The organism is Acidovorax sp. LjRoot66 (assembly GCF_964253305.1).
In the GTDB taxonomy this organism is placed as follows: Bacteria; Pseudomonadota; Gammaproteobacteria; order Burkholderiales; family Burkholderiaceae_C; genus Acidovorax.
In genome coordinates this window covers 367,987-388,507 of record NZ_CAXUQU020000001.1, presented here as the reverse complement: position 1 = coordinate 388,507, position 20,521 = coordinate 367,987, and the positions used below count along the sequence as shown (strand labels likewise).

Annotated in this window: 21 protein-coding genes; 8 read left to right on the top strand and 13 right to left on the bottom strand. The window is 69.1% G+C overall.

Annotation, left to right across the window (positions count from 1 at the left end):
• Positions 1 to 42: 42 nt before the first annotated feature.
• From leuA to ACSQ3Y_RS01805, 3 genes are all read right to left on the bottom strand, one after another.
• On the bottom strand, positions 43 to 1,725 hold the full coding sequence (gene leuA / locus ACSQ3Y_RS01815; protein WP_436176248.1) for a 2-isopropylmalate synthase: 1,683 nt from the start codon (positions 1,723 to 1,725) through the stop codon (positions 43 to 45).
• A 300-nt stretch (positions 1,726 to 2,025) separates the two neighbouring features.
• Positions 2,026 to 2,721, bottom strand: coding sequence for an MOSC domain-containing protein (locus ACSQ3Y_RS01810; RefSeq protein WP_436176247.1), 696 nt, complete (start codon positions 2,719 to 2,721; stop codon positions 2,026 to 2,028).
• Positions 2,718 to 3,428 (bottom strand): glutamine amidotransferase, encoded by a 711-nt coding sequence (locus ACSQ3Y_RS01805; RefSeq protein WP_436176246.1) that lies wholly within the window; start codon positions 3,426 to 3,428, stop codon positions 2,718 to 2,720. The genes ACSQ3Y_RS01810 and ACSQ3Y_RS01805 overlap by 4 nt, the downstream gene beginning before the upstream one ends.
• A 40-nt stretch (positions 3,429 to 3,468) precedes the next feature.
• On the opposite strand from ACSQ3Y_RS01805, the gene ACSQ3Y_RS01800 reads away from it, so the two are divergent.
• On the top strand, positions 3,469 to 4,779 hold the full coding sequence (locus tag ACSQ3Y_RS01800) for an aminotransferase class I/II-fold pyridoxal phosphate-dependent enzyme (protein WP_436176245.1): 1,311 nt from the start codon (positions 3,469 to 3,471) through the stop codon (positions 4,777 to 4,779).
• Positions 4,780 to 4,853: 74 nt separating this feature from the next.
• Positions 4,854 to 5,219, top strand: a complete 366-nt coding sequence (locus ACSQ3Y_RS01795; protein ID WP_436176244.1) for a YciI family protein — start codon at positions 4,854 to 4,856, stop codon at positions 5,217 to 5,219.
• A 15-nt stretch (positions 5,220 to 5,234) separates the two neighbouring features.
• On the opposite strand, the gene ACSQ3Y_RS01790 is transcribed toward ACSQ3Y_RS01795, so the two are convergent.
• Positions 5,235 to 9,167 (bottom strand): WG repeat-containing protein, encoded by a 3,933-nt coding sequence (locus ACSQ3Y_RS01790; protein WP_436176243.1) that lies wholly within the window; start codon positions 9,165 to 9,167, stop codon positions 5,235 to 5,237.
• Between the two features lie 167 nt (positions 9,168 to 9,334).
• Positions 9,335 to 10,219 carry a LysR family transcriptional regulator gene (locus tag ACSQ3Y_RS01785; RefSeq protein ID WP_436176242.1) on the bottom strand — a complete coding sequence of 295 codons (885 nt, stop codon included), beginning with the start codon at positions 10,217 to 10,219 and terminating at the stop codon, positions 9,335 to 9,337.
• Positions 10,220 to 10,344: 125 nt separating this feature from the next.
• On the opposite strand from ACSQ3Y_RS01785, the gene ACSQ3Y_RS01780 reads away from it, so the two are divergent.
• The 6 genes from ACSQ3Y_RS01780 (at position 10,345) to ACSQ3Y_RS01755 (ending at position 15,225) form a co-directional block, all read left to right on the top strand.
• Positions 10,345 to 11,670 carry a M20 metallopeptidase family protein gene (locus tag ACSQ3Y_RS01780; protein ID WP_436176241.1) on the top strand — a complete coding sequence of 442 codons (1,326 nt, stop codon included), beginning with the start codon at positions 10,345 to 10,347 and terminating at the stop codon, positions 11,668 to 11,670.
• Between the two features lie 197 nt (positions 11,671 to 11,867).
• The gene (locus ACSQ3Y_RS01775) at positions 11,868 to 12,284 is read left to right on the top strand and encodes a YciI family protein (protein WP_436176240.1); all 417 of its coding nucleotides are present in this window, start codon (positions 11,868 to 11,870) and stop codon (positions 12,282 to 12,284) included.
• Positions 12,285 to 12,317: 33 nt separating this feature from the next.
• On the top strand, positions 12,318 to 12,848 hold the full coding sequence (locus ACSQ3Y_RS01770; protein ID WP_057200444.1) for an SRPBCC family protein: 531 nt from the start codon (positions 12,318 to 12,320) through the stop codon (positions 12,846 to 12,848).
• A 77-nt stretch (positions 12,849 to 12,925) separates the two neighbouring features.
• The gene (locus tag ACSQ3Y_RS01765; RefSeq protein WP_436176239.1) at positions 12,926 to 13,336 is read left to right on the top strand and encodes a VOC family protein; all 411 of its coding nucleotides are present in this window, start codon (positions 12,926 to 12,928) and stop codon (positions 13,334 to 13,336) included.
• A 2-nt stretch (positions 13,337 to 13,338) separates the two neighbouring features.
• The gene (locus tag ACSQ3Y_RS01760) at positions 13,339 to 14,631 is read left to right on the top strand and encodes an RNA polymerase sigma factor (RefSeq protein WP_436176238.1); all 1,293 of its coding nucleotides are present in this window, start codon (positions 13,339 to 13,341) and stop codon (positions 14,629 to 14,631) included.
• Positions 14,632 to 14,694: 63 nt separating this feature from the next.
• Complete coding sequence (locus tag ACSQ3Y_RS01755) at positions 14,695 to 15,225, top strand: GFA family protein (protein ID WP_436176237.1); 531 nt, start codon at positions 14,695 to 14,697, stop codon at positions 15,223 to 15,225.
• A gap of 13 nt (positions 15,226 to 15,238) precedes the next feature.
• Here ACSQ3Y_RS01755 and ACSQ3Y_RS01750 read toward each other — a convergent pair whose 3' ends face one another.
• The 8 genes from ACSQ3Y_RS01750 to ACSQ3Y_RS01715 all read right to left on the bottom strand — a co-directional run bounded on the left by ACSQ3Y_RS01750 (position 15,239) and on the right by ACSQ3Y_RS01715 (position 20,468).
• Positions 15,239 to 15,730: a ribonuclease HI family protein gene (locus ACSQ3Y_RS01750; protein WP_436176236.1), complete on the bottom strand. Its 492-nt coding sequence runs from the start codon at positions 15,728 to 15,730 to the stop codon at positions 15,239 to 15,241.
• Between the two features lie 19 nt (positions 15,731 to 15,749).
• Positions 15,750 to 16,007 (bottom strand): DUF3297 family protein, encoded by a 258-nt coding sequence (locus ACSQ3Y_RS01745; RefSeq protein ID WP_057200448.1) that lies wholly within the window; start codon positions 16,005 to 16,007, stop codon positions 15,750 to 15,752.
• Between the two features lie 101 nt (positions 16,008 to 16,108).
• Positions 16,109 to 16,738 carry a 3'-5' exonuclease gene (locus ACSQ3Y_RS01740; protein ID WP_057200449.1) on the bottom strand — a complete coding sequence of 210 codons (630 nt, stop codon included), beginning with the start codon at positions 16,736 to 16,738 and terminating at the stop codon, positions 16,109 to 16,111.
• Between the two features lie 71 nt (positions 16,739 to 16,809).
• Positions 16,810 to 17,580: a hypothetical protein gene (locus ACSQ3Y_RS01735; RefSeq protein ID WP_057266880.1), complete on the bottom strand. Its 771-nt coding sequence runs from the start codon at positions 17,578 to 17,580 to the stop codon at positions 16,810 to 16,812.
• Positions 17,581 to 17,676: 96 nt separating this feature from the next.
• A complete protein-coding gene (locus tag ACSQ3Y_RS01730) occupies positions 17,677 to 18,912 on the bottom strand; it encodes an extracellular catalytic domain type 1 short-chain-length polyhydroxyalkanoate depolymerase (protein WP_436176235.1) in 1,236 nt (411 codons plus the stop codon).
• 182 nt (positions 18,913 to 19,094) lie between these two features.
• Positions 19,095 to 19,523: a CopG family transcriptional regulator gene (locus tag ACSQ3Y_RS01725; protein ID WP_428002984.1), complete on the bottom strand. Its 429-nt coding sequence runs from the start codon at positions 19,521 to 19,523 to the stop codon at positions 19,095 to 19,097.
• A gap of 130 nt (positions 19,524 to 19,653) precedes the next feature.
• On the bottom strand, positions 19,654 to 19,890 hold the full coding sequence (locus tag ACSQ3Y_RS01720; protein WP_428002985.1) for a hypothetical protein: 237 nt from the start codon (positions 19,888 to 19,890) through the stop codon (positions 19,654 to 19,656).
• Between the two features lie 74 nt (positions 19,891 to 19,964).
• Positions 19,965 to 20,468: a pyridoxamine 5'-phosphate oxidase family protein gene (locus tag ACSQ3Y_RS01715; RefSeq protein ID WP_436176234.1), complete on the bottom strand. Its 504-nt coding sequence runs from the start codon at positions 20,466 to 20,468 to the stop codon at positions 19,965 to 19,967.
• Positions 20,469 to 20,521 lie beyond the last annotated feature (53 nt).

Sequence of the window (20,521 nt, the reverse complement as noted above, 5' to 3'; positions counted from 1 at the left end):
CGCCTTTTGTGAAGGCATCGCCACTGTTGTCTCCGTCTTCGTTTACACCGTTGCGGTCGCTGCCCGGGCGCCTTCGCTGCGCTCGGCGAGCCGGTTGGCCACGCTCACGATGGCCTGCACCGAGGCGGTCACGATGTTGTGGCTGGTGCCGGCGCCGAAGGTGGAGCCGGCCACGCCGTCGAGCGCCGCTTCCACGATGGCCAGGGCCTGGGCGTTGGCCCCCGTGCCCGTGGCACGCTCCTCGTAGTGGTCCACGCGCAGCGGCAGGCCCAGCGCGTCCACCGTCGCGGCGATGGGGCCGTTGCCCTCGCCCTGCAGGGACTGGCGCACGCCATCGATGCTCACGTCGAGCTCGATACCCTGGCCGTCATCGGCCAGCTTGTGTCCATGGCAGACGATGGCCGCGTTGGGGCCGCTGGCCAGGTAGGTGGACTGGAACAGCTTCCACAGCGCATCGCCGGTCATCTCGCCCTCGCTGGCATCGGTCTGGCGCTGCACCACGGCGCTGAACTCCACCTGCATGCGCCGTGGCATCACCACGCCGTGCTCGCGCTCGAGCAAAAAGGCGATGCCGCCCTTGCCCGACTGGCTGTTCACGCGGATCACGCTGTCGTAAGTGCGGCCGAGGTCGGCCGGGTCGATGGGCAGGTAGGGCACTTCCCACAGGCCGTTCGGGTCCTGCGCGGCAAAGCCCTTCTTGATCGCGTCCTGGTGCGAGCCCGAGAACGCGGTGAACACCAGGTCGCCCGCATAGGGGTGGCGCGGGTGCACGGGCAGTGCCGTGCATTCCTCGGCCACGCGCGCCACGGCGGTGATGTCCGAAAAATCCAGCCCCGGGTGTACGCCCTGGGTGTACATGTTGAGCGCCAGGGTCACGATGTCCACGTTGCCGCAGCGCTCGCCGTTGCCGAAGAGGCAGCCTTCCACACGGTCGGCGCCGGCCATCATCGCCAGCTCTGCGGCGGCCACGCCCGTGCCCCGGTCGTTGTGCGGGTGCACCGAGAGCACCACGTGCTCGCGCGGTGCCAGGCGCCGGTGCATCCACTCGATCTGGTCGGCAAAGACGTTGGGCGAGGCGTTCTCCACCGTGGTCGGCAGGTTGATGATGATGCGCCGCTGCGGGCCCACGCCCCACGCGTGGATGGCTGTCTGGCAGGCGCGCAGCGAGACTTCGAGCTCGGTGGCGCTGAAGGTCTCGGGCGAATACTGCAGCGTCCACTGCGTCTCGGGCTGGGCATCGGTCAGTCGCTTCAAATGCGAGACATGCTGGTCGATGAACTCCATCACCTGCGTCACGTTCATGCCGAAGACGATGCGCCGCCAGGCCGGTGCCGTGGCGTTGTACAGGTGCACGATGGCGCGCGGCGCGCCGCGCACGGCCTCCACGGTGCGCTCGATCAGGTCGGAGCGCGATTGCGTCATGGCCATGATGGTCACGTCGTCGGGAATCAGGTTTTCGTCGATGAGGCGGCGCACGAAGTCGAAATCGGTCTGCGAGGCGGCCGGAAAGCCCACCTCGATCTCCTTGAAACCGATGCGCACCAGCTCCTGGAACAGGCGCATCTTGCGCTCGCCGTTCATCGGCTCGAACAAGGCCTGGTTGCCGTCGCGCAGGTCGGTGGACAACCAGATCGGCGCCTGGGTGATGGAACGTGAGGGCCAGGTGCGGTCGGTGAGCGCGACGGGGGCGATGGGCTGGTACTTGGTGGCGGGCTTGGCGATCATGAGAGGCTCCACGAACGCTGTGCGGCGCGCCATCTGAAGGGAAGGCGCTGCCTGCACAGCAGGTCAAACGAATGAAAAAACGAGTGACGTCCCCTGCAGCCCTTTGCGTGGAAGCAAAGGCTGGTTCGCGGGCCGGGGTCAGGGGGAAATCAGGTGTTGCGCGACGTGGCGGCAACGATGGCGAACGCAGGCAGACCCCGGCCAGGCACTAGGCCTAGCGATAGGGTGGATAGGGACATGCTGCGTTGCATAGCAGCAAATCCTAGCACAGGCCTGGCCGCGCTGCCAAGCCCTGGGTCTTCAGACCCCTTGGGTGCGCCGGCTCCAGTCCTCCACCGTCCCCTGCTCCAGCCGCCGTGCCACCAGCTTCTGCCATGCCGCCGGCAAGGGCAACGCCGCCAGTTCGCGCAGCAGCGCGGCATCGAGCACGCGGTGGTAGAGCACCCCGATCACGCGCGCCAGCGGCCAGGCCGGGTACGGGCGTGCCACCAGCGTGATGGCGTCACCCGCCTGCACGGTGCCGAGCGCGAGCACGCGGTAGTACCAGCCGGTGCGGCCTGTGCGCTGCAGGCGCAGCGCCATGTCGGGCAGGCCGAAGCGGGTGTTGAGCTTCCAGCACGGTTGGCGCGTCTGCGTGACCTCCAGCAGCACGCTGCCCATGCGTATGCGGTCGGCCCAGCACAGGTCGGCCTCGGCCATGCCGGTGCTGGCGATGTTCTCGCCAAAGGCCCCCGGCTGCTCCAGCACGGGCAGATCACTGAGCTCGCTGCGCCACAGCGCGTAGTGGTCCAGCGGGTACTGGTGCACGGCCTTGTCGGGGCCGCCGTGGATGCGGATGTCGCCCTGCTCGTCGCCCTGCAGGCCGGCCGCGTCCACAGGCACCGGGCCCGCGACGGCCTGCTTGGCAATGGCGCTGCGTGTGTCCGGCCGGTCGCCGAACGGCACGGCGGCCCCACGCAGCACGGCCGCGACCTGGCCCAGCAGCACCGGGCTCATGCGTGGCCGCCCCCGATGCCGTCGAGCCAGGCGCCGAACACGGCCTCGGCCGCACGGGCCAGCGCGCTGCCATGCTCCCGGGCCCCGCTGCGCAGCGCCTGCAGGTCCACGCCAGCCGCGGCCAGCTCGCAGGCATGGCCCACCAGCCACTGCTCGATGCGCGAGAGGTCCGCCTCCAGGTGGAACTGCAAGGCGAGCGCATGCGTGCCCACGGCAAAGGCCTGGTGCGGGCACAGGGGCGTGGTGGCCAGGTTTTCGGCGCCGGGTGGTATCTCGAACTGGTCGCCATGCCAGTGCAGCACCGGCGTGCCCCGGGCCAGGGGGGCCAGCACCGAGCGTTCGCCGCGTGGTGTGAGGGCCAGCGGCGCAAAGCCGATCTCCTTGTGCCGCATGGGTGCCACGCCGGCACCCAGCGCGCGGGCCATGAGCTGCGCGCCCAGGCAGATGCCCAGCACCGGCAGCCGGCGTGCCAGCCGCTCGCGCAGCAGCGCCAGCGTATCGGTGAGGAACGGGTAGGCCGCCTCGTCGCAGGCGCCGATAGGCCCGCCCAGCACCAACAGCAGGTCGGGCGCGGGGTGCAGGCAGTCCTGCAGCGGGCCCACGCCCGCGTCGTGCGTGTGCAGGGCGTAGCCGCGCTGCTGCAGCACAGGGGCCAGCAGGCCCAGGTCTTCGAAGGGCACATGGCGCAGCACGAGCGCGGTCTTCATGGTGGCTTCCATTTTTGTACTAGTACATTAAAATGAATGTATGAGTACATTGTACGTCTCCGGAAAAACCACTGCGGACATCGCCGACAGCCTGCTGGCCGCCATGCGCGACGGAACCCTGCCGCCTGGCAATCCCCTGCCTGCGGTGCGCGTGGCGGCGCAGCAACTGGGCGTCAACCCCAACACCGTGGCGGCTGCGTACGCGCGCCTGCGCGATGCCGGCCATGTCGTGACCGATGGGCGCCGCGGCACGCGTGTGGTCGAGCCGCCTGAGCGCATGCCCCACGCCTATGCCGTGCCCCAGGGCCTGCGCGACCTGGCCAGTGGCAATGTCGATGCGGCCCTGCTGCCCCAATTGCAGGGCGGCGCAGCAACCTGGGCGGCACTGACCTCCTCTGCGGGCTACGACGCCCCGGCCGACCTGCCCGCATTGCAGGCCGAGGCGCGCCAATGGCTGTCGGCCCAGGGCCTGCCTTGCGAAGAGATCGCCGTGTTCTCCGGCACGCTCGATGCGGTGGAACGGGCCCTGCGTGCGCACACGCGCCCGGGCGAGCGCGTCGCGGTCGAAGACCCCTGCTGGCCGCCCATGGTGGCGCTGCTGCACAGCCTGCGCCTGAAGCCCGTGCCGCTGTCCGTGGATGGCGAAGGCGTGTGCATTCCCGATGCCGGGGTGCTCGCAGGCTGCACGGCCCTGGTGCTCACGCCCCGCGCGCACAACCCCACGGGCGCGGCGCTCAGCCCCGCGCGATGGAAGGCGCTGCGCGTCCAACTGCAGGCGCTGCCCCACCTGCTCGTGGTGCTCGATGACCACTGGGGCCCGCTGTCCGCCGCGCCACTGGCCATGGCCGCATCACTCCCCCCGCTGTGGCTGCACGTGGTGTCGGTCAGCAAGTTCCTCGGGCCCGACGTGCGCGTGGCGCTGGGCACGGGCAGCCCTGCCCTGCTGCAATCCATGCAGGCGCAGCAGGCCCTGGGGCCGCGCTGGGTCAGCCGCATCCTGCAAGGCCTGGCGGCCAGCCTGTGGCGGCAGATGCGCGACGGCAGCGCGCTGGTGCAGGCCGGCGGCTCGTACGCCGCACGGCGCCAGGGCCTGGTGCAGGCACTGGCCGCGCAGCAGATCACCGTGGCGCCCGGCGAGGGCCTGCACCTGTGGCTGCCCGTGGCCGATGAGGCCGCCGTCGTGCAGTCCATGGCCTCGCGCGGCTGGGCCGTGCAGGCCGGCGGCCCGCTGCGCCTGGCCAGCGCGCCGGCCGTGCGCGTGAGCCTGGGCGGCTGCAAGCCAACGGACATGCCGCGCCTGGCGGCCGACCTCGCGCAGGCGCTGCGCGCGCCGGGGCGTGCGGTGTTCTGAAGCGCTGTCATCCAGTCCGGCGGCAGCGCTTCTAGAATCGCGCCCATCTTCACAAACCACACCGGAGACCACCCATGCCCTACATGCTGCTCATCATGGAACCCCCAGGCCAGCGCGCCGAGCGTGGCCTCGCGGCCGGGCAAGAGGTCTATGCGCGCATGCAGCGCTTCGGCGCCGGGCTGCAGGCCCGCGGCCTGCTGCTGGGTGGCGAATCGCTGGCCAACAACACCGAGGGCGTGCGCCTGCAGGTGCGCGAAGGCCAGCCGCGCCTGGTGGACGGCCCCTTCGCCGAGACCAAGGAAATGGTCGGCGGCTTCTTCCTTGTGGACTGCTCCACGCGCGAGGAGGCCCTGGCCATCGCACGCGAATGTCCGGCCGCCGAGTGGGCGACCATCGAAGTGCGCGCCATCGCTCCCTGCTACGACGGTGCGGCCGCCTGAGCGGCCGCAGACCCGTCAATTGTCGTTCTCGGCCTTGCCCTGCGCGGCGTAGGCCAGGCCGATCTTGCGATACAGCCGGTGCCAGACGAATATGTAGAGCACCACCACCAGGCAGGCCACGCCCAGCGCGGGGCGGAAAGGCGTCGAGAACACAAAGCGCCAGGCCCAGTACAGCTCCGAGAAGCCCATCAGCGCAAAGGTGCCCAGGCCAACCCACGGGCCCTCGGCGCGCCAGGCGCCCACCGATACGAAGGCGTGGGCGATGAGCGCGGAGAGTGCCAGCAGCGCATTGGTCACCATGGACAGCACGGGCCGCACCTCGAACCAGCCCGCCAGCCCCTTGAGCGTGGGCGCGTCGTCGGACCTGGAGGTCAGCGCCGCCTTGACGATCATGGCCATGAACAGGCCCTTGCTCTTCCAGCCGCTCGAACCGGACCCGCCCAGCATCGCATCGGCCAGCTTGCGCGTGAGCCAGTCGTGGCGGGAGGATGAACCGCTGCTGCCATCGCCGTCGTCCTCGTCGTCCTTCTCCTCGGGCGGCAACTGCGCGATGGCTCCCGGCACCTGGTCGCGCAGTGCCTCGGGCACGTGCTCCATGGCCCCACTGCGGCTGCGCACGGCATAGGCGCACACAATGAGGGTCCGCAGCGCCTCGGGCACCTCATCCAGGCGCCAGCCGCCGTCCTTCACATGCTCGATGCAGGCTTCTTCGTTCAGCATGGCCGGCGGGATCTGCCGGAACTCCTTGACACCCTGGCGCAGCGCCGCCGCATAGCGCTCGGGGGTCATCAGGCGCCGCGGAACGAAGCGCACGGTGTCTTCGTCGGCCTCCATGGCTACGTCCACCATGGCATCGGTGATGCGCTCGCGCGGAATGTCGGCTAGCGTGCGCGGGTGTGTGCCCAGTTGCTCCATCAATGTCGCGTCGTCGGCGGCACTGGCCTGCCCGCGCGCCAGCGCGTGCAGCCAGCGGGTGTCTTCGTGGTCGCCCCACTCCGACTGGAACTGCGGGTACAGGGACAGCACGGTGGATGCCTCCAGCGCTGCCTCCCGTTCATGGCCCAGGGCCCGGTGGGCGCTGGCCATCACGTAGTGGGCATTCTCGGGGTTGCTGACCTCCGAGCGGCCCTGCTGCGCGTCGGCGATAGCGCCTTCATGGTCACCGGCCCACAGTTTTGCCCAGGCCCGCGTGACATGCCAATGGCTGGCCTGGCTCGGCTCGCCCTGCTTGCGCAAGCGCTCCAGGTGGTCCTCGATCATGCGGGTAGCCACCTTCACGCGCTCGGCCTCCGGCACCTCCAGGAACACGCTGGGGCTCTCCTTGAGCGCCGCCACGCACACCGCCACGCTGCGCATCGGCCGGGGGATTTTCTTGAGCGACAGGCCGTTGGTGCGTGCCGATGCCAGGCACAGTTCGGGGGTGACCAGGGCCGGCGGAATGTGCTCGATCAGGCTGCCATAGTCGTGCCGCACGGCACGTTCGGCCAGCTCGGGCGTGAGCTTCGCCGGATCGATATAGCTGATGTTGTAGATGTCGGCCTTGAGCGCCGCGGCCTCCAGCGCATCGGTGCGCAGCCAGCGCGCCACGTTGCGCAGCGGCACCTCGGCGCGCACGGCCTTGAGCGCCATTTCGGGCGTGACCAGGCAGCCCCAGACGTCGTACAGGCTGTTCTTGTCCCAAGTGGTCGGCAGGCGGCTGCACCGTTCGTCGCGGTAGTCCCAGTCGCGGTCCCCGGCATAGAGCCCGCGTGCCAGGGCCAGGCCCTCGGCGGTCATGCATTCGGACGGGATGGCGGTCGCCGTGCGCACGTCCCTGCGGATCAGCGCCTCCAGCCGGACAGGCGTGTGCAGGTACGCGGGCAGCCAGGACAGGTTGTCCACGTAGTGGGCCAGTGTGGCGTCGGCCATCGCATCGTCCATCCACTGCGCGGGCACGCGGTAGATCGCATAGTGGTCATCGGCCACGGCCTGCAGCCATTCCTCGCGGGTCTGGGGCTCGGCGGGCGTCGGCGCAGCGGTGCCGCCCTCGCCTGCATCCGCTTCATCCCCGGGCGTGCCCGCCACTGCGCTGTTGTGTGCGCGGCGTGCCGTCTCCAGGGCATCCAGGCTGGGCGAGGCCATCAGCCACAGTTCCCACCAGGCGTCCCCGTCGCCCGTATCCGAATGCGCGTACAGCGTGAGCCATTGCTCGCGCGACTCGCGCAGCACACCGCTGTCGCCGGGCAGGGCCTGCGCCAGCGGCACGGCCCAGGCGTAGCTGCGTTGCTCCCTGCGGTTCCACGGCACGATGCACTCCGGGTCTGCGTCAGGCTTGCCGTAGCGCGCGGTCAGCGTGTCCAGCAAGGCGGTGCGCAACTGCCCCACGGCATCGCCAAGTTCGCTGCCCAGGTAGTCGTAGTAGCCGTTGTGCTCTTCGCTGATGTAGGCGCGCGCGATGCGGCGCACGGCCACGGTGCGGTTGGCCTGCACGGTGGCTTCGTCCTCATCGTCGTCCTCGTATTCATCATCATCACCATCGTCGTCATCGCGGGCACCATGCTCCGGGGAGGACTCGCGTTCCAGCGTTTCGCCAGCCGCCATGCGGTGCAGGCGTGCCTCGGCCTCGGCCAGCAGGTCTTCGGCCAGGTCGGTGACCTCCTGAGGCGCTACCATGCCTTCCAGGTGGTCCGTGGCGGGGGGCGTGAAGAACGGGCCTGGCGGCCGGCAGCCATCCAGCGCATTGTTGCTGCGCCACAGGGGCGTGCCGTCGGCCTGCTGCAGGGCGACCTGCTGGCCGTCGTACACGGCGCGCCACACCAGGGCACCCTCGTTGTCGACAAAGTGCACCTGGCCATCGCGCGTGAGAAAAGGCACCAGCGGTGTGTCCGGCTCTTCGCCCACCAGCCAGCCATCGCCATCGGTCAGCGGCTCCAGCAGCGGCTCGCCCACTGTGAACACCCGCCCGTCCGGGTGCAGCATGCCCCAGGTGCCTGGTCCGGCATCGCCCCTGCGCGACGACGCGAGCACCACCGCGCAGCCGCCTGCGGCACGGAAGTGGCTGCCCCAGGCCAGCGCCGGTGTGGACAGTGCCGTGCCGTCGGCGCGCAGGAAATCCGTGCCGTTGTGCGTGTTGGCCGCCAGGCCGCAGACCATGCGGTCGGACAGGTGCCTCTCGCCCTTGACCACCACGCGGCCCCGGGCATCAAGGTAGCCGTGGCCGTTGTACCAGGATTCGGCCTCATCGAAATAGGCCAGGCCGGCGTCGTTGAACGCCTGGATGCGTGGGTAGCGCGGCTCCATCACCCACTGGCCGCGGGTGTTGATCAGGCCCCATTTGTCCTCCTCGATCGAGGCCGGGGTCACCGGCAGCTCGCCGAAGGGCCACACGAAATCGAAACGGGGCTCGATCACCCAGCGGCCGTCTCGGTCCACAAAGCCCTGCAGGCGCTGGTTCTTCTCCCGGTTCCAGTGCGTTGCGCGCGCCAGGCCGCCGGCACCGAATGGGCTGAGGTCATGAAAGCTCTGCTCCGATGTGAACCGCCCCTCGCGGTCGATGGTGCGCCAGGCGTTCTCGGCCACCTTCACGGCGCACAGCCCATCGCGGAAGGGCCGCGTGTCCTCGAAGCGCGGCGCTATCACCACCTCGCCCGCCAGGTTCACAAAACCCCAGCGCCCGTCCTGCAGAAAGCGCGCCATGCCGTCTTCGGAATAGTTGCGCGCGTTCTCCAGCGTGGGCGGCACGCGCCAGCGGCCCTCGGCATCGATGTAGCCCCAGCGGCCATCACCGGCCTGGGCGGCGGAGACCCAGCCCCCGTGCCCGTCGGCGTTGAAGCGAAGCAGGGACCGCAGTCCCTCTGCCGGTGCCACGGCCCGGTCCGGGTGCACGATCACGTGGGCGTTGCGGCTGCCGTCGGGCGACAGCGGGATGCTGGCGACCCAGGGGGGCGCCGCAGTGGTGTTCTTTTCCATGGTCCTTTTCCTCCGCGCGGGATCGTAAGGGCGGGTCCGGGAGCCCGGAGCCAAAGACCCCGTCCGCCAGCGAAAAACCGGGCATTTGTCACGCTTGCAGCCACCAGACCCTGCGGCCGGGGCGGGTTTTGGGGTCAAGGTGTATTAATTCGTCAAAAATGTTGCCTTCAGTGCTGCAGGGACAGGGCTGCCACGCGCACGGCGGCCAGGAACTTGCCCGCGGCCGGTGTGGGCACGGCACCGCGCCGAGTGATCGCACTGATGGTCAGTCGGGGCAGGCGCTCGCGCACGGGGATGGCGCGGATGCCATGGCGCGCCAGCTCCCGGTCCAGCGCCGGGCGCGCGAACACGCTGATCAGATCGCCCCGGCCCACCAGTGCGCGCGTGATTTCCATCGAGCGGCTGACCACGATGCGCGCGGGCGCGGGCACGCCGCTGCCGGCGAACAGGTCTTCGACCATGGCCCGGTCCCAGCCCACCCATTCCTCGTGCTGCAGCGCCGCCAGGCTGCGCGCCCGGGCGCGCGGGTGGCCCACCCGTGCGCAGATGGCCAGCGGCGTGGACAGCAGCTCTTCGCAATCGAACTCGGGGCCGGTGCGCTCCACGCGGTGCTGTACCAGGGCCAGGTCCAGCAGGCCCTCGCGCAGCGCGGGCAGCACCAGGGGCGCCAGGCCTTCGCTGAACTCCAGCGCGGTGGCCGGCAGCTCGGCACGGAACAGCGCCAGCGCCTGCGGCAGCAGCGCCATCGCCGGCACGGACGACACCGCCACGCGCACACAACCGAGCTGGCCATCGCGCATCTGGCGCAGCTCGTCGCGTGCGCGCTCGGCCTCCTGCTCCAGCAGGCGTGCGCGGCGCTCGAAGGCCAGCCCGTATGCGGTCGGGGTGACACCGTGGGCACTGCGCACGAACAGCGGCACCGCCAGGTGCTCCTCCAACTCGCGGATGGCGCGCGAGATGGCGGGCTGGGTGATGTGCAGCGCGTTCGCCGCCTGGCGGATGCTGTGCAGCTCCACCACGGCGAGAAAGGCCTTGAGCTGGTGCGGTTTCATGGAAGCCTCTGGTGCGCAAGGTGATGCATTCTGGTTTTCACGACAACGAAATTGTGACTGTTCGCGGCATGGGCTTGGGGATAGAGTGGTTGCCGTCCCTGTCCATTCTTACGAAGGCGTCTTCCATGAAACTCCGGCTCCTGCCGCTGGCCGCACTGCTCGCCGGCCTGGCGATGTCCGCCTCTGCCCAGACCACCTCGCCCCTGGCCCAGCGCGTGCTGGCCCTGTCCGATGCGGCCGAACCCCAGGTGATCGCCTGGCGCCGCCACATCCACCAGCACCCTGAGCTGTCGTATGAGGAGGTGCAGACAGCCGCCTACATCGCGGCCGCGCTGGCCAGGATGCCCGGCATCGAAGTGCAGACCGGCATCGCCAAGACCGGCATCAAGGCCGTGCTGCGCGGCGGCAAGCCGGGCCCCGTGGTGGCCCTGCGCGCCGACATGGATGCCCTGCCCGTGCAGGAGCGCAACGACCTGCCCTTCAAGTCCACTGCGCGTGCGCAGTGGCGCGGCAACGAGACGCCGGTGTCCCACGCCTGCGGGCACGACACGCACGTGGCCATGCTGCTGGGCGCGGCGCAAGCGCTGTCCAGCGTGCGCAGCGAACTCGCGGGCACGGTGGTCTTTCTCTTCCAGCCGGCCGAGGAACTGGGCCCGGGTCCCGTGCCCAGCGGCGCCAAGGCCATGATGGAGGCCAAGGTGCTCGACAACCCCAAGGTCGACGTCGTGATGGGCCAGCACATCAGCGCCCGCGCACCGGGCAACACCCTGGCCTACCGCGCCGGCAGCTTCATGGCCAGCGGCGATGTGTTCAACATCAAGCTCCAGGGCAAGGGCGGCCACGGCTCCTCGCCCTGGACGGCCAAGGACCCGACGCTGGCGGCCGCCGAGATCGTGCTCGCCCTGCAGGGCATCATCAGCCAGCAGATCGACCCGCTCGACGGCCCCACTGTGGTCACCGTGGGCCTGCTGCAAAGCGGCAACCGCGTGAACATCCTGCCCGACACGGCCGAGATTGGCGGCACTGTGCGGTCGCTCTCGGCGCGCAACCAGAAGGTCGCGCACGACAGCATCCGCCTGAAGGCCCAGAAGATCGCCGAGAGTGCCGGCCTCACGGCCGAGGTCACCATCGACACTGGCTACGAGGTGGTGGTCAGCGATCCGAAGATCACGGCTGCCCTGGCCCCGGCCTTCGCTGTGGCTGCAGGCGGCGCCGACAAGGCCAGGGAGGTGCTGCCCTCCATGGGGTCCGAAGACTTCGGCTCCTTCGGCGGCAGCGGCGTGCCCGTGGTGTTCTGGAACCTCTATGCCTCGCCCTTCGGCGACAAGTCCGGCGCACCCAACCATTCGTCCGAATTCGTGATCGACGAGAAGGCCCTGCGCATTGGCGTGCGTGCGCTCACCAGCGCCACCCTCGCCTATATGGCGCAGAACCCCGCGGCCAAGCGCTGACCGCTGCGGCCCCCCCGCAAGCAGCCCATGCCGGCCCCGGCATGGGCTGTTTTCATTGGGGGATGGAAATTATCTAAGTACAAACCCTTGTTTTTCGACATCCGTGTCGATTCTGCGGGCGCCTGTTCGTCGTGGAGGATGAGCGCAGGGAATTTCCATCCCCCTGCACAGCGACTTCCACACACAGGAGATGTGCCATGCGATTCATGATTCTGGTGAAAGCCAGCCCCGAGAGCGAAGCCGGCATGCTGCCGGGCGAGGACATGCTTGCCGTGATGGGCGCCTACCACGAGGAACTGTCGCGCGCTGGGGTGCTGCTCGATGGCATGGGCCTCAAGGCCAGCGCCCAGGGCTGGCGTGTGTACTACGGCAGCGGTGGCCAGCGCACGGTGGTCGATGGGCCCTTCACCGAGACCAAGGAACTGATCGCCGGCTACACGCTGATCCAGGTGCGCTCGCGCGACGAGGCCATGGAGTGGGCGCGCCGCTTTCCCAACCCGCGCGGCGAGGGGCTCCCGGCCGAGATCGAGGTGCGCCCGGTCTTCGAGCTCGACGACTTTGCACCGGGCGAAGGCGTGCAGCGCTTTCGCGACATTGAGGCCGCACGCGGCTGACCCCGATTTCCCACGACCACCCCAGGATTCACCATGATCAAGACCATTGCTTTCGTCGTGCTGGCCGCCCTGGCCCTGCTGCTGGCCTATGCGGCCACCCGCCCTGATACCTTCCGTGTGGAGCGCAGCCGCGTGATCGAGGCCCCGCCCGAGCGCGTGTTCGGCCTGGTCCAGGACCTGCGCCGCTTCAACACCTGGAACCCCTACGAGCGCAAGGACCCCGGTGCCAAGGGCGAGTACAGCACCGCCACCTCCGGCCCCGGCGCCCGCTACGCCTGGCAGGGCGACAAGGTGGGCACGGGCAGCATGGAGATCACCGAGGCCACCGTGCCCTCCCATGTGGGCATGAAGCTCGACTTCGTCGCACCGTTCGAGGCCCACAACCGCGTTGACTTCACGCTGGCGCCCGATGGTGGCGGCAAGGCCACCCGCGTCACCTGGGCCATGCACGGCCCCGTGCCCTACCTGGCCAAGCTCATGCACCTGTTCTTCAACATGGACCACATGGTCGGCAAGGACTTCGAGGACGGCCTGGGCTTCCTCGCGGCCGAGGCTGCCAAGTGATCCTGTCCGGCTTTCGCATCACCCCCTGTTTTCCCCGTCCGTTATCCCTTATCGTTTCATCCACTCAGGAGACCGCCATGCAACACCAGATGATCTTCGTCAACCTGCCCATCAAGGACATGGGCCGCTCGCAAGCCTTCTTCCGCGCGCTGGGCTATGACTTCAACCCGCAGTTCACCAACGAGCAGGGTGCCTGCCTGGTGCTCGGCGAGAACCTCTTCGTGATGCTGCTCGTCGAGGAGTTCTACAAGACCTTCACCGACAAGGCGGTGGCCGATGCGAAGAAGACCTCCGAGGTGCTGGTCTGCCTGTCGGCCCAGAGCCGCGAGGAGATCGACACCCTGGTGGCCAAGGCCGTGGCCGCCGGCGCCACGTCACCGCGCGCACCGCAGGACCATGGCTTCATGTACGCCCATGGCTTCGACGACCTCGATGGCCACACCTGGGAGTTCGCCTACATGGTCGACGCCAGCAAGGCACTCGGCTGACCATGGCTGCGCCCAGCCCCGATGCCCTGCACCGCACCATCGGATCGGTATGGCGCATCGAGGCGGCCCGCATCATTGCCCGCGTGGCGCGCATGACGCGCGACGTGGGCCGGGCCGAAGAGCTGGCGCAGGATGCGCTGGTGGCTGCCCTGGAGCACTGGCCCTCCAGCGGCCTGCCTGACAACCCCGCCGCCTGGCTCATGACCACCGCCCGCAACCGTGCCCTGGACCACCTGCGCCAGCAGGCCATGCAGGCGCGCGAGCACGAGGCCCTGGGCCATGACATGGAAGCACTCGAAGCCCAGTACACGCCGGACTTCGTCGATGCGCTCGATGCCGCACGCCAGGACGACATCGGCGACGACCTGCTGCGCCTGATCTTCACCGCCTGCCACCCCGTGCTGTCGACCGAGGCGCGCGTGGCCCTCACGCTGCGGCTGCTGGGCGGCCTGTCCACCGTGGAGATCGCGCGCGCCTTCCTGGTGCCCGAGGCCACCGTGGCCCAGCGCATCGTGCGCGCCAAGCGCAGCCTCACGGCCGCGCATGTGCCCTTCGAGGTGCCCGGCGCGGCCGAGCGTGCGCCGCGCCTGGCCTCGGTGCTCGAAGTGATCTATTTGGTCTTCAACGAAGGTTATGCCGCCACGGCGGGCGACGACTGGATGCGCCCGGCCCTGTGCGATGAGGCATTGCGCCTGGTGCGCGTGCTGGCCGGCCTCACGCCCGACGAACCCGAGGTGCAGGGTCTGGTGGCGCTGCTGGAGATACAGGCCTCGCGCCTGCCCGCACGCACCGATGCCGAGGGTCGCCCCGTGCTGCTCATGGACCAGGACCGCGCACGCTGGGACCACCTGCTGGTGCGCCGCGGCCTGGCCGCGCTCGACCGGGCCGAGCAACTGGCCCGCGCCGGCCACCCCTGGGGGCCCTACGCGCTGCAGGGCGCCATCGCGGCCTGCCATGCGCGCGCACGCCGTGCTGCGGACACCGACTGGAACCACATCGTGGCACTGTACGACGCGCTGCTGCAGGTTGCGCCCTCACCCGTCGTGGCGCTCAACCGCGCCGTGGCCGTGGGCATGGCCGACGGGCCCGCCGCCGCACTGGTGCTGGTCGATGCACTGGGCGCCGACCCCGCCCTGCGCGACTACCACTGGCTGCCCAGCGTGCGTGGCGACCTGCTGGCCAAGCTGGACCGCAGTGCAGAAGCGCGTGCCCAGTTCGAACTGGCCGCCACGCTTACGCACAATGCGCAGGAACAGTCCCTGCTGCGGGCCCGCGCGGCAGACTGCGGCGCGTGACAGGACGGGAGTGACAGGGTGTGGCTTTTGCCGTAACGTGCGGCACTCCACGGAGTGATCGCCATGCAGTTCCCGTCCACGCCCCCATTCCCGCTCGAAGGCGGTTGCGACTGCCACCACGTGCGCTACCGCATGGAAACGGCACCCCTGTTCGTGCACTGCTGCCACTGCCGCTGGTGCCAGCGCGAGAGCGGGGCTTCCTTCGCGCTGAACGCCATGATCGAGGCCGACCGCATCCGCCTGCTGGGCGGCCCGCCTGTGCTGGTCGACACCCCTTCGGAAAGCGGCCTGGGCCAGAAGATCGCGCGCTGCCCGCACTGCCATGTGGCCGTGTGGAGCCACTATGCGGGCGCGGGCCCGCTGGTGTCCTTCGTGCGCGTGGGCACGCTCGATGCGCCCGACCACCTGCCGCCGGACATCCACATCTTCACCCTCGCCAAGCAGCCCTGGGTGGTGCTGCCGCAAGGCGCGGCTGTGGTTACTGAATACTATGAACGCGAAGCGCATTGGCCGCCCGAGAGCCTGTTGCGCCGCCAGGTGCTGTTGCCCAAGATCGCGGCCTACCGGGCCGCGATGGGCTTCGAGCCGTCGTGAACGCCGGCCGGGGTCAGCCCGGCAGCGGCGGCGGGCTCCTGCGCTTCTTGCGCGGCAGGCCCCGTAGGGAGGGGTGCACGGAAGGTTTGGGCGGCGCACCCAGTGCCGCGCGCGCCAGGGCATCGGCCTCGCCATTGCGGTGGCGGGGAATCCACTGCAGCTGTACTTCGCCGAAGCTTTCGAGCAGGACGCGTGCAGCGGCGTACAGCGACTCCAGCCGTTCAACGCATGGCTTGGCAAGCCCGCCTAGCTGCTCCACCAGGATGCTGCTGTCGCTGTAGACCTGCAATGTGGTGGCGCCGCGGGCCCGGGCTTCGTTCAAGGCCATCACCAGCGCACCCAGTTCGGCCTCGTTGTTGCAGCCGGTGGTGTGCGTGGCCTGCGACAGGGCGTGGCGCGTGCCGTCGGGCGCGACCAGCACGGCGCCCAGGCCCATGCGGCCGGGGTTGGGTATGGCGCTGCCATCGCAGTGGATAACCCAGGCCGCCGGGGCCAACCCGTCCATGGAATCGGCGGAAAAGGGCTTATTCAGGCTGGCGGTAGAAGGCTTCCACCGTGCCCTTGAGCTTGATCATCAGCGGCTGGCCCTTGCGGTCCAGCGTCTTGCCGGCGGGCACCTTCACCCAGCCTTCGCTGACGCAGTACTCCTGCACGTCAGAGCGGTCCTTGCCGTTGAAGCGGATGCCGATGTCGTGCTCGAACACGGCCGCGACATGGTGCGGGCTGCGCGGGTCGACGGACAGGTGGTCGGGCAGCGGTGGGGCTTGGGTGGTATCGGTCATGGGAAAAATGGTGTGAATCGGTTCAAGAAGGCAACCGCGCATTTTCGGCGATTCGCCGTATGCCCGCGCCAGCAAACAAGGGTTGCGGGCAGGGAGATCGGTCAGCAGGTCACCGGGATCACAGGCTTGCCATGCTGTGCGAGCAGCTTGCCGATACCGGGCTTGGCACAGCGCTGAAGCGCCATCAGCAGCGCATGGCCGGGCTCGGCTACGCCCCAGCGCTGGCGCAGGTCGTGCTGCATGCGCGCCAGCAACTCGGCGGCCATCTCGGCATCGGCCAGGGCCCGGTGGGCCTGGCCCGTGCGCGGCAGGCCGTGGTAGTCCACCAGCGTACCCAGTTTGTGGCTCGGCGCATCGGGGTACAGCCTGCGCGAGAGCAGCACCGTGCAGGCGAACGCGTGCGGCGCGGCCACGCCCGCCAGCGCCAGCTCGGCCTGCCAGAACTTGCTGTCGAACGCGGCGTTGTGTGCCACCATGGGCGCATTGCCCACGAAGCGGGCGGCGTCCTGCATCACGCCGGCGGCCTCGGGCGCGGCGTTCACCATGGCATTGGTGATGCCTGTGAGCTGGGTGATGAAGGCAGGGATCCAGGCGCCGGTTTTCATCAGGCTCTGGAACCGGTCGACCACGCGGCCGTTTTCCAGCAGCACGATGGCCACCTCGGTCGCGCGGGCGCCCTGACCGGGCGAAATGCCGGTGGTTTCAAAGTCGATGACGGCGATACGGGACATGTGGCCTGGAGGATAAACCGAAGCCCTTGCCCCGGCCCCGGCCCAGGGTTTGCGGCCCTGCCAGGCGGGCTTCACGCCAGCGTATAGGTGTAGTCCACCGGCACGACGCGCTCGTAGACCGTCTGGCTGGCGGCGTTCTTCATCAGCAGCCGGACGCTGGTGAGCTTGCCGGGGTCGATGACGGTGAAGTGCTTGGATACGACGCCCGTGCCCACCTGCCTGCCCGTGGTGCCTTCATAGGTCATGTTGGTCTGTGTTTCGGGAATGGCCCAGATGTCCAGGCCTTCCTCGGTGTTGATCGCATAGGCGATGTCCACGCCGATGCGTGTGCCGGCCTTCACCACGGCCGGCGAGGGGATGGACAGGGTGATGCCGGTGATCTCCGACCCCTTGCCGTCGTTCATCCACTCTTCGTCGACCTCGGCCTGTTTGTAGGTGAAGTCCACCGCCAGCGCCTGGTTGAAGACTTCCACGAAGTCCTGGTTCTTGGCCACGATGAACAGCTCGCGCACCGTACCGGCCTGCGTCAGATGCACCGAACGGCCGATCCGGCCCGTGCCGGGCTCCATGCGGTCGTGCGAACCCTCGTAGACCGAGTCGTAGGTGGTGTCGAGGATCTTCACCCAGACATACAGCGGCTCGCGGGGTGCCGAGTAGCGGTAGTCCAGCGCCACGGTGATGGGGGTGTTGGCCTGCAGCACACTGCCCGAGGGCGGGTCGATGCGCACGCCGGTGATCTTCAGGTCGGTGCGGGTGTTGTCCTGGCGCCTGGCGCGCCGCACAAAGTAGACGACAAGTCCGATGGCCACCAGTCCCGCGATGGAAATGTAGACGTTTTCCACGGTGAATTTCCCCCCAGGTACCGCACCTTGCTGTAGGTATGGATGAGGCGGTGCGTGGTGCCCCGGGGGCAAATTATGGTGGCGCGTGGCCGGGGATCAACAGCGGGGGTGTGCCAGGAAGAAGCGCAGCATCTCCTCGGTGGCCGACACGGCCCGGGGATCGGTATGGCTGCCGCGCGCATCGCCGCCGGCCCAGGCGTGGCCGCCACCGTGCAGCACCCAGTGCTCTGCCAGCGTGGCGCCGCCGCTCTGGTACAGGGTGCGCGTATAGCCCTGGCCGTGGGCCGACCGGCCGGTGGTCACCGCAGGGCGTACCTCGCCATCGGCGGCGGCCAGCGCGGCCTCCACCAGTTGCTCGCCATTGCGGGCATGCACGGTGGCATCGGCGTCGCCATGGAAGACGATCAGGGGCAGCGCCGTGCCCAGCTGAATGACGGGGGGCGTGGTCGTCGCGAACGGGCTGGTGCTGGCCGCCTTGGCGCCGGTCTTCATCGCCGAGAGCGCCGCCATCACGTTCTGCGCCGCGCCGGCCGACAGGCCCGAATGCACGCCCACGGCGGCAAACAGGTCGGGGTATTCGCGCGCCAGCAGAGCCGCCATGGCACCACCGGCCGAGAGGCCCGCCACATAGACGCGGTTGCCGTCCACCGGGTGGCGTGCCATCACCTCGCGCACCATGGCCACCAGCGTGGCCGGCTCGCCGCCGCCGCGCCGCTGGTCCTGTGGCCGGAACCAGTTCCAGCAGGCCTTGGGGTTGGCGCTGCCCGCCTGGGCCGGGTAGAGCACCAGGGCATTCGCCCGCGCCGCCGCGCCGTTCATGCCCGTGCCGGTGGCGAAGTCCTCGGGGTTCTGGGTGCAGCCATGCAGCATGAGCAGCAGGGGCATGGGTGCACCGGTGTCGGCTCCGGGCGGCACATACAGGTAGTAATGGTCCTGCGGGGCGCCAGCCAGCGCAAAGGCCACCCGGGTGAAGCTGCCGGGCGCCTGCGCGGCAGCGGGACGGGCTCTCGCGGGGTCCGTGGCCGGGGAGGGCTGGCTGCGGGCAGGCGTGTCATCCGGCAGGTCGATCACCACGGCGTCTTCGACATCGGCCTGCGCAAAGCCATTGCGCCAGCCTGTACCGGCTGGGCTGGACGCGGGCATTCCTGCCCGGCCTTCGCGCAAGGTGCCGGTGGCGCCGGCATGGGGCGCTGTGGCGCTTGCCGCGCCCGCAGTGGCGGGTATTCCGCCCAGGGCCTGCTGGATGGCGCGGGTGGCATCGGCCAGCTGGCCTTTGCGCACCAGGTCGGTGGCGTTGCCGAGGAGTTGCTTGAGATTGTGGTTCCAGTCCATGGGAAGGTCCTTGGGGTGAGCTGGTAGGGCGTGCGCCGTTCATGGCACGGCCGCCCCTGGGCGGCTGGTGCCGTCGGTTTTTGTCTCGGAATGCCGCCGCTCGAAAGGGTCGGTCTGGAATGGAAAAGGAAAGAAATCGCCGTTGTGGTGCGCTGGGCACCCCGCCACGGTAGGCGCTTGTCTCAGCCGATGCGGCCCGCCAGCGCCGCCTTGACGGCCGGGCTGGCGTGGAACGCCCCGAGCACGGTGACCGAGGCGATCGTCGCCTGCGCCAGCGCGGGCGGCACGTCGTCCTCGATGCTGGCCAGGCCCAGCACGCGGATCTCCAGCGTCTGGCCTGCGGCCTGCACGGCCTCCAGGTCGGTGCGGCCAAAGCGCTGCAGTCCCAGCACCAGCATCTTGCGTGCCACCACCTGGCGCACCTCCTCGTTCTGGGTGCTCAACTGGTTGCGGATGGCGGTGCGGATGAAATCCGTGCGGTTGGCGTAGAAGCCCTCCGATACGAGCAGATCGATGTGCCCCAGGTCCACATAGCCGAGGTTGATGGTGATCTTTTCCGAATCGGGGACCTTGCTGCGCAAGGCCAGGGAAGTGTTGGAAGTGGGGGTCATAGTGCCTTCTGGCCGTCTTGTGCCATCCATATGGATGGTAATTGGATGGTGCATCTGCGTTTTCAAGGGCCTGCCATCAAAAAGAAAGAGCCCAAGGGCCCTTTCTGGTGCGTGGCAGCCGTGCGCGGCATCAGCCCGCGCCGCGGCTCCCACCACCGCTGCTGCTGCCGGCCCCGCCCTGGCGCGATTGCCCCTGGTTACCACTGCCCAGGTGGGTGTCGCGGTCGCCACGGCTCTCGGGCGTGCGGCGGCCCTGGTTGATCTGCGTGGTCTTGTCGCCCGTGCTGTTGTGGGCGTTGGCCACCTTGCCGCTGCCGTCGCTGGTGGCATTCAGGTCGTCGTCGGTCTGGTTTTCCTTGCTGCTCATGCCAAATCTCCTGTAGTCCGGGGATGAACGGTGCGCCCGACGGGAGGCGGGGCGCGCCAGCGGGAGGCGCTGCCTCAGGACAGCGTCAGTTCCTTGTGCTCGCCCAGGTCGCGTGGCTGCTCGCCGGTGATGGCGGCCTTGGCCATCTTGTACAGCTGCACCATCTTGCTTTCCTTGACGTCCCAGTACTCGGCATGGCCGACGCGCACGGCCAGCAGGGCCAGGTTGGGGTCGGTGTGGCCCGCAGGGAACCAGGCCTTGGCCATGGGCGACCACAGGGCTTCCTTCTGCGCCAAGTCTTCCATGAAGCTGGCCTGGCCCGACAGGGACACGTAGCTGTCGTCACCGGGGTCGGCGTACGACACGTTCACCTGGCCGTCGGTCAGCAGGCGGCCATAGAGCTCGCCATTGCGGGGGATGAAGAAGTACAGCAGCGACTGTTCATCGATGCTGCGGTTCTGCGTGGTCAGCGGATGCGCGTGCAGCATGCCATTGGCATGGCGGTGGGTGAGCATGCCGAATTTGATGTCCTTGATCAGCTTCCACAGCGTCTCGCGGGCGGGGGTGTCGTGTTGCATGGGGTGTCTCCGGCAGATGGTGAATCGGTAAAAATTCACTGTAGGCCGCTCCC

Coding starts and splice junctions, on each gene's coding strand:
- ACSQ3Y_RS01810 (WP_436176247.1), bottom strand. CDS start 2,721: ATGAGCCCGGTGCTGCTGGGCCAGGTCGCGGCCGTGCTGCGTGGGGCC.
- ACSQ3Y_RS01745 (WP_057200448.1), bottom strand. CDS start 16,007: ATGACCGATACCACCCAAGCCCCACCGCTGCCCGACCACCTGTCCGTC.
- ACSQ3Y_RS01725 (WP_428002984.1), bottom strand. CDS start 19,523: ATGACCCCCACTTCCAACACTTCCCTGGCCTTGCGCAGCAAGGTCCCC.
- ACSQ3Y_RS01770 (WP_057200444.1), top strand. CDS start 12,318: ATGATCAAGACCATTGCTTTCGTCGTGCTGGCCGCCCTGGCCCTGCTG.
- ACSQ3Y_RS01730 (WP_436176235.1), bottom strand. CDS start 18,912: ATGGACTGGAACCACAATCTCAAGCAACTCCTCGGCAACGCCACCGAC.
- ACSQ3Y_RS01760 (WP_436176238.1), top strand. CDS start 13,339: ATGGCTGCGCCCAGCCCCGATGCCCTGCACCGCACCATCGGATCGGTA.
- ACSQ3Y_RS01780 (WP_436176241.1), top strand. CDS start 10,345: ATGAAACTCCGGCTCCTGCCGCTGGCCGCACTGCTCGCCGGCCTGGCG.
- ACSQ3Y_RS01765 (WP_436176239.1), top strand. CDS start 12,926: ATGCAACACCAGATGATCTTCGTCAACCTGCCCATCAAGGACATGGGC.
- ACSQ3Y_RS01775 (WP_436176240.1), top strand. CDS start 11,868: ATGCGATTCATGATTCTGGTGAAAGCCAGCCCCGAGAGCGAAGCCGGC.
- ACSQ3Y_RS01790 (WP_436176243.1), bottom strand. CDS start 9,167: ATGGAAAAGAACACCACTGCGGCGCCCCCCTGGGTCGCCAGCATCCCG.
- ACSQ3Y_RS01805 (WP_436176246.1), bottom strand. CDS start 3,428: ATGAAGACCGCGCTCGTGCTGCGCCATGTGCCCTTCGAAGACCTGGGC.
- leuA (WP_436176248.1), bottom strand. CDS start 1,725: ATGATCGCCAAGCCCGCCACCAAGTACCAGCCCATCGCCCCCGTCGCG.
- ACSQ3Y_RS01800 (WP_436176245.1), top strand. CDS start 3,469: ATGAGTACATTGTACGTCTCCGGAAAAACCACTGCGGACATCGCCGAC.
- ACSQ3Y_RS01750 (WP_436176236.1), bottom strand. CDS start 15,730: ATGGACGGGTTGGCCCCGGCGGCCTGGGTTATCCACTGCGATGGCAGC.
- ACSQ3Y_RS01740 (WP_057200449.1), bottom strand. CDS start 16,738: ATGTCCCGTATCGCCGTCATCGACTTTGAAACCACCGGCATTTCGCCC.
- ACSQ3Y_RS01715 (WP_436176234.1), bottom strand. CDS start 20,468: ATGCAACACGACACCCCCGCCCGCGAGACGCTGTGGAAGCTGATCAAG.
- ACSQ3Y_RS01785 (WP_436176242.1), bottom strand. CDS start 10,219: ATGAAACCGCACCAGCTCAAGGCCTTTCTCGCCGTGGTGGAGCTGCAC.
- ACSQ3Y_RS01755 (WP_436176237.1), top strand. CDS start 14,695: ATGCAGTTCCCGTCCACGCCCCCATTCCCGCTCGAAGGCGGTTGCGAC.
- ACSQ3Y_RS01795 (WP_436176244.1), top strand. CDS start 4,854: ATGCCCTACATGCTGCTCATCATGGAACCCCCAGGCCAGCGCGCCGAG.
- ACSQ3Y_RS01720 (WP_428002985.1), bottom strand. CDS start 19,890: ATGAGCAGCAAGGAAAACCAGACCGACGACGACCTGAATGCCACCAGC.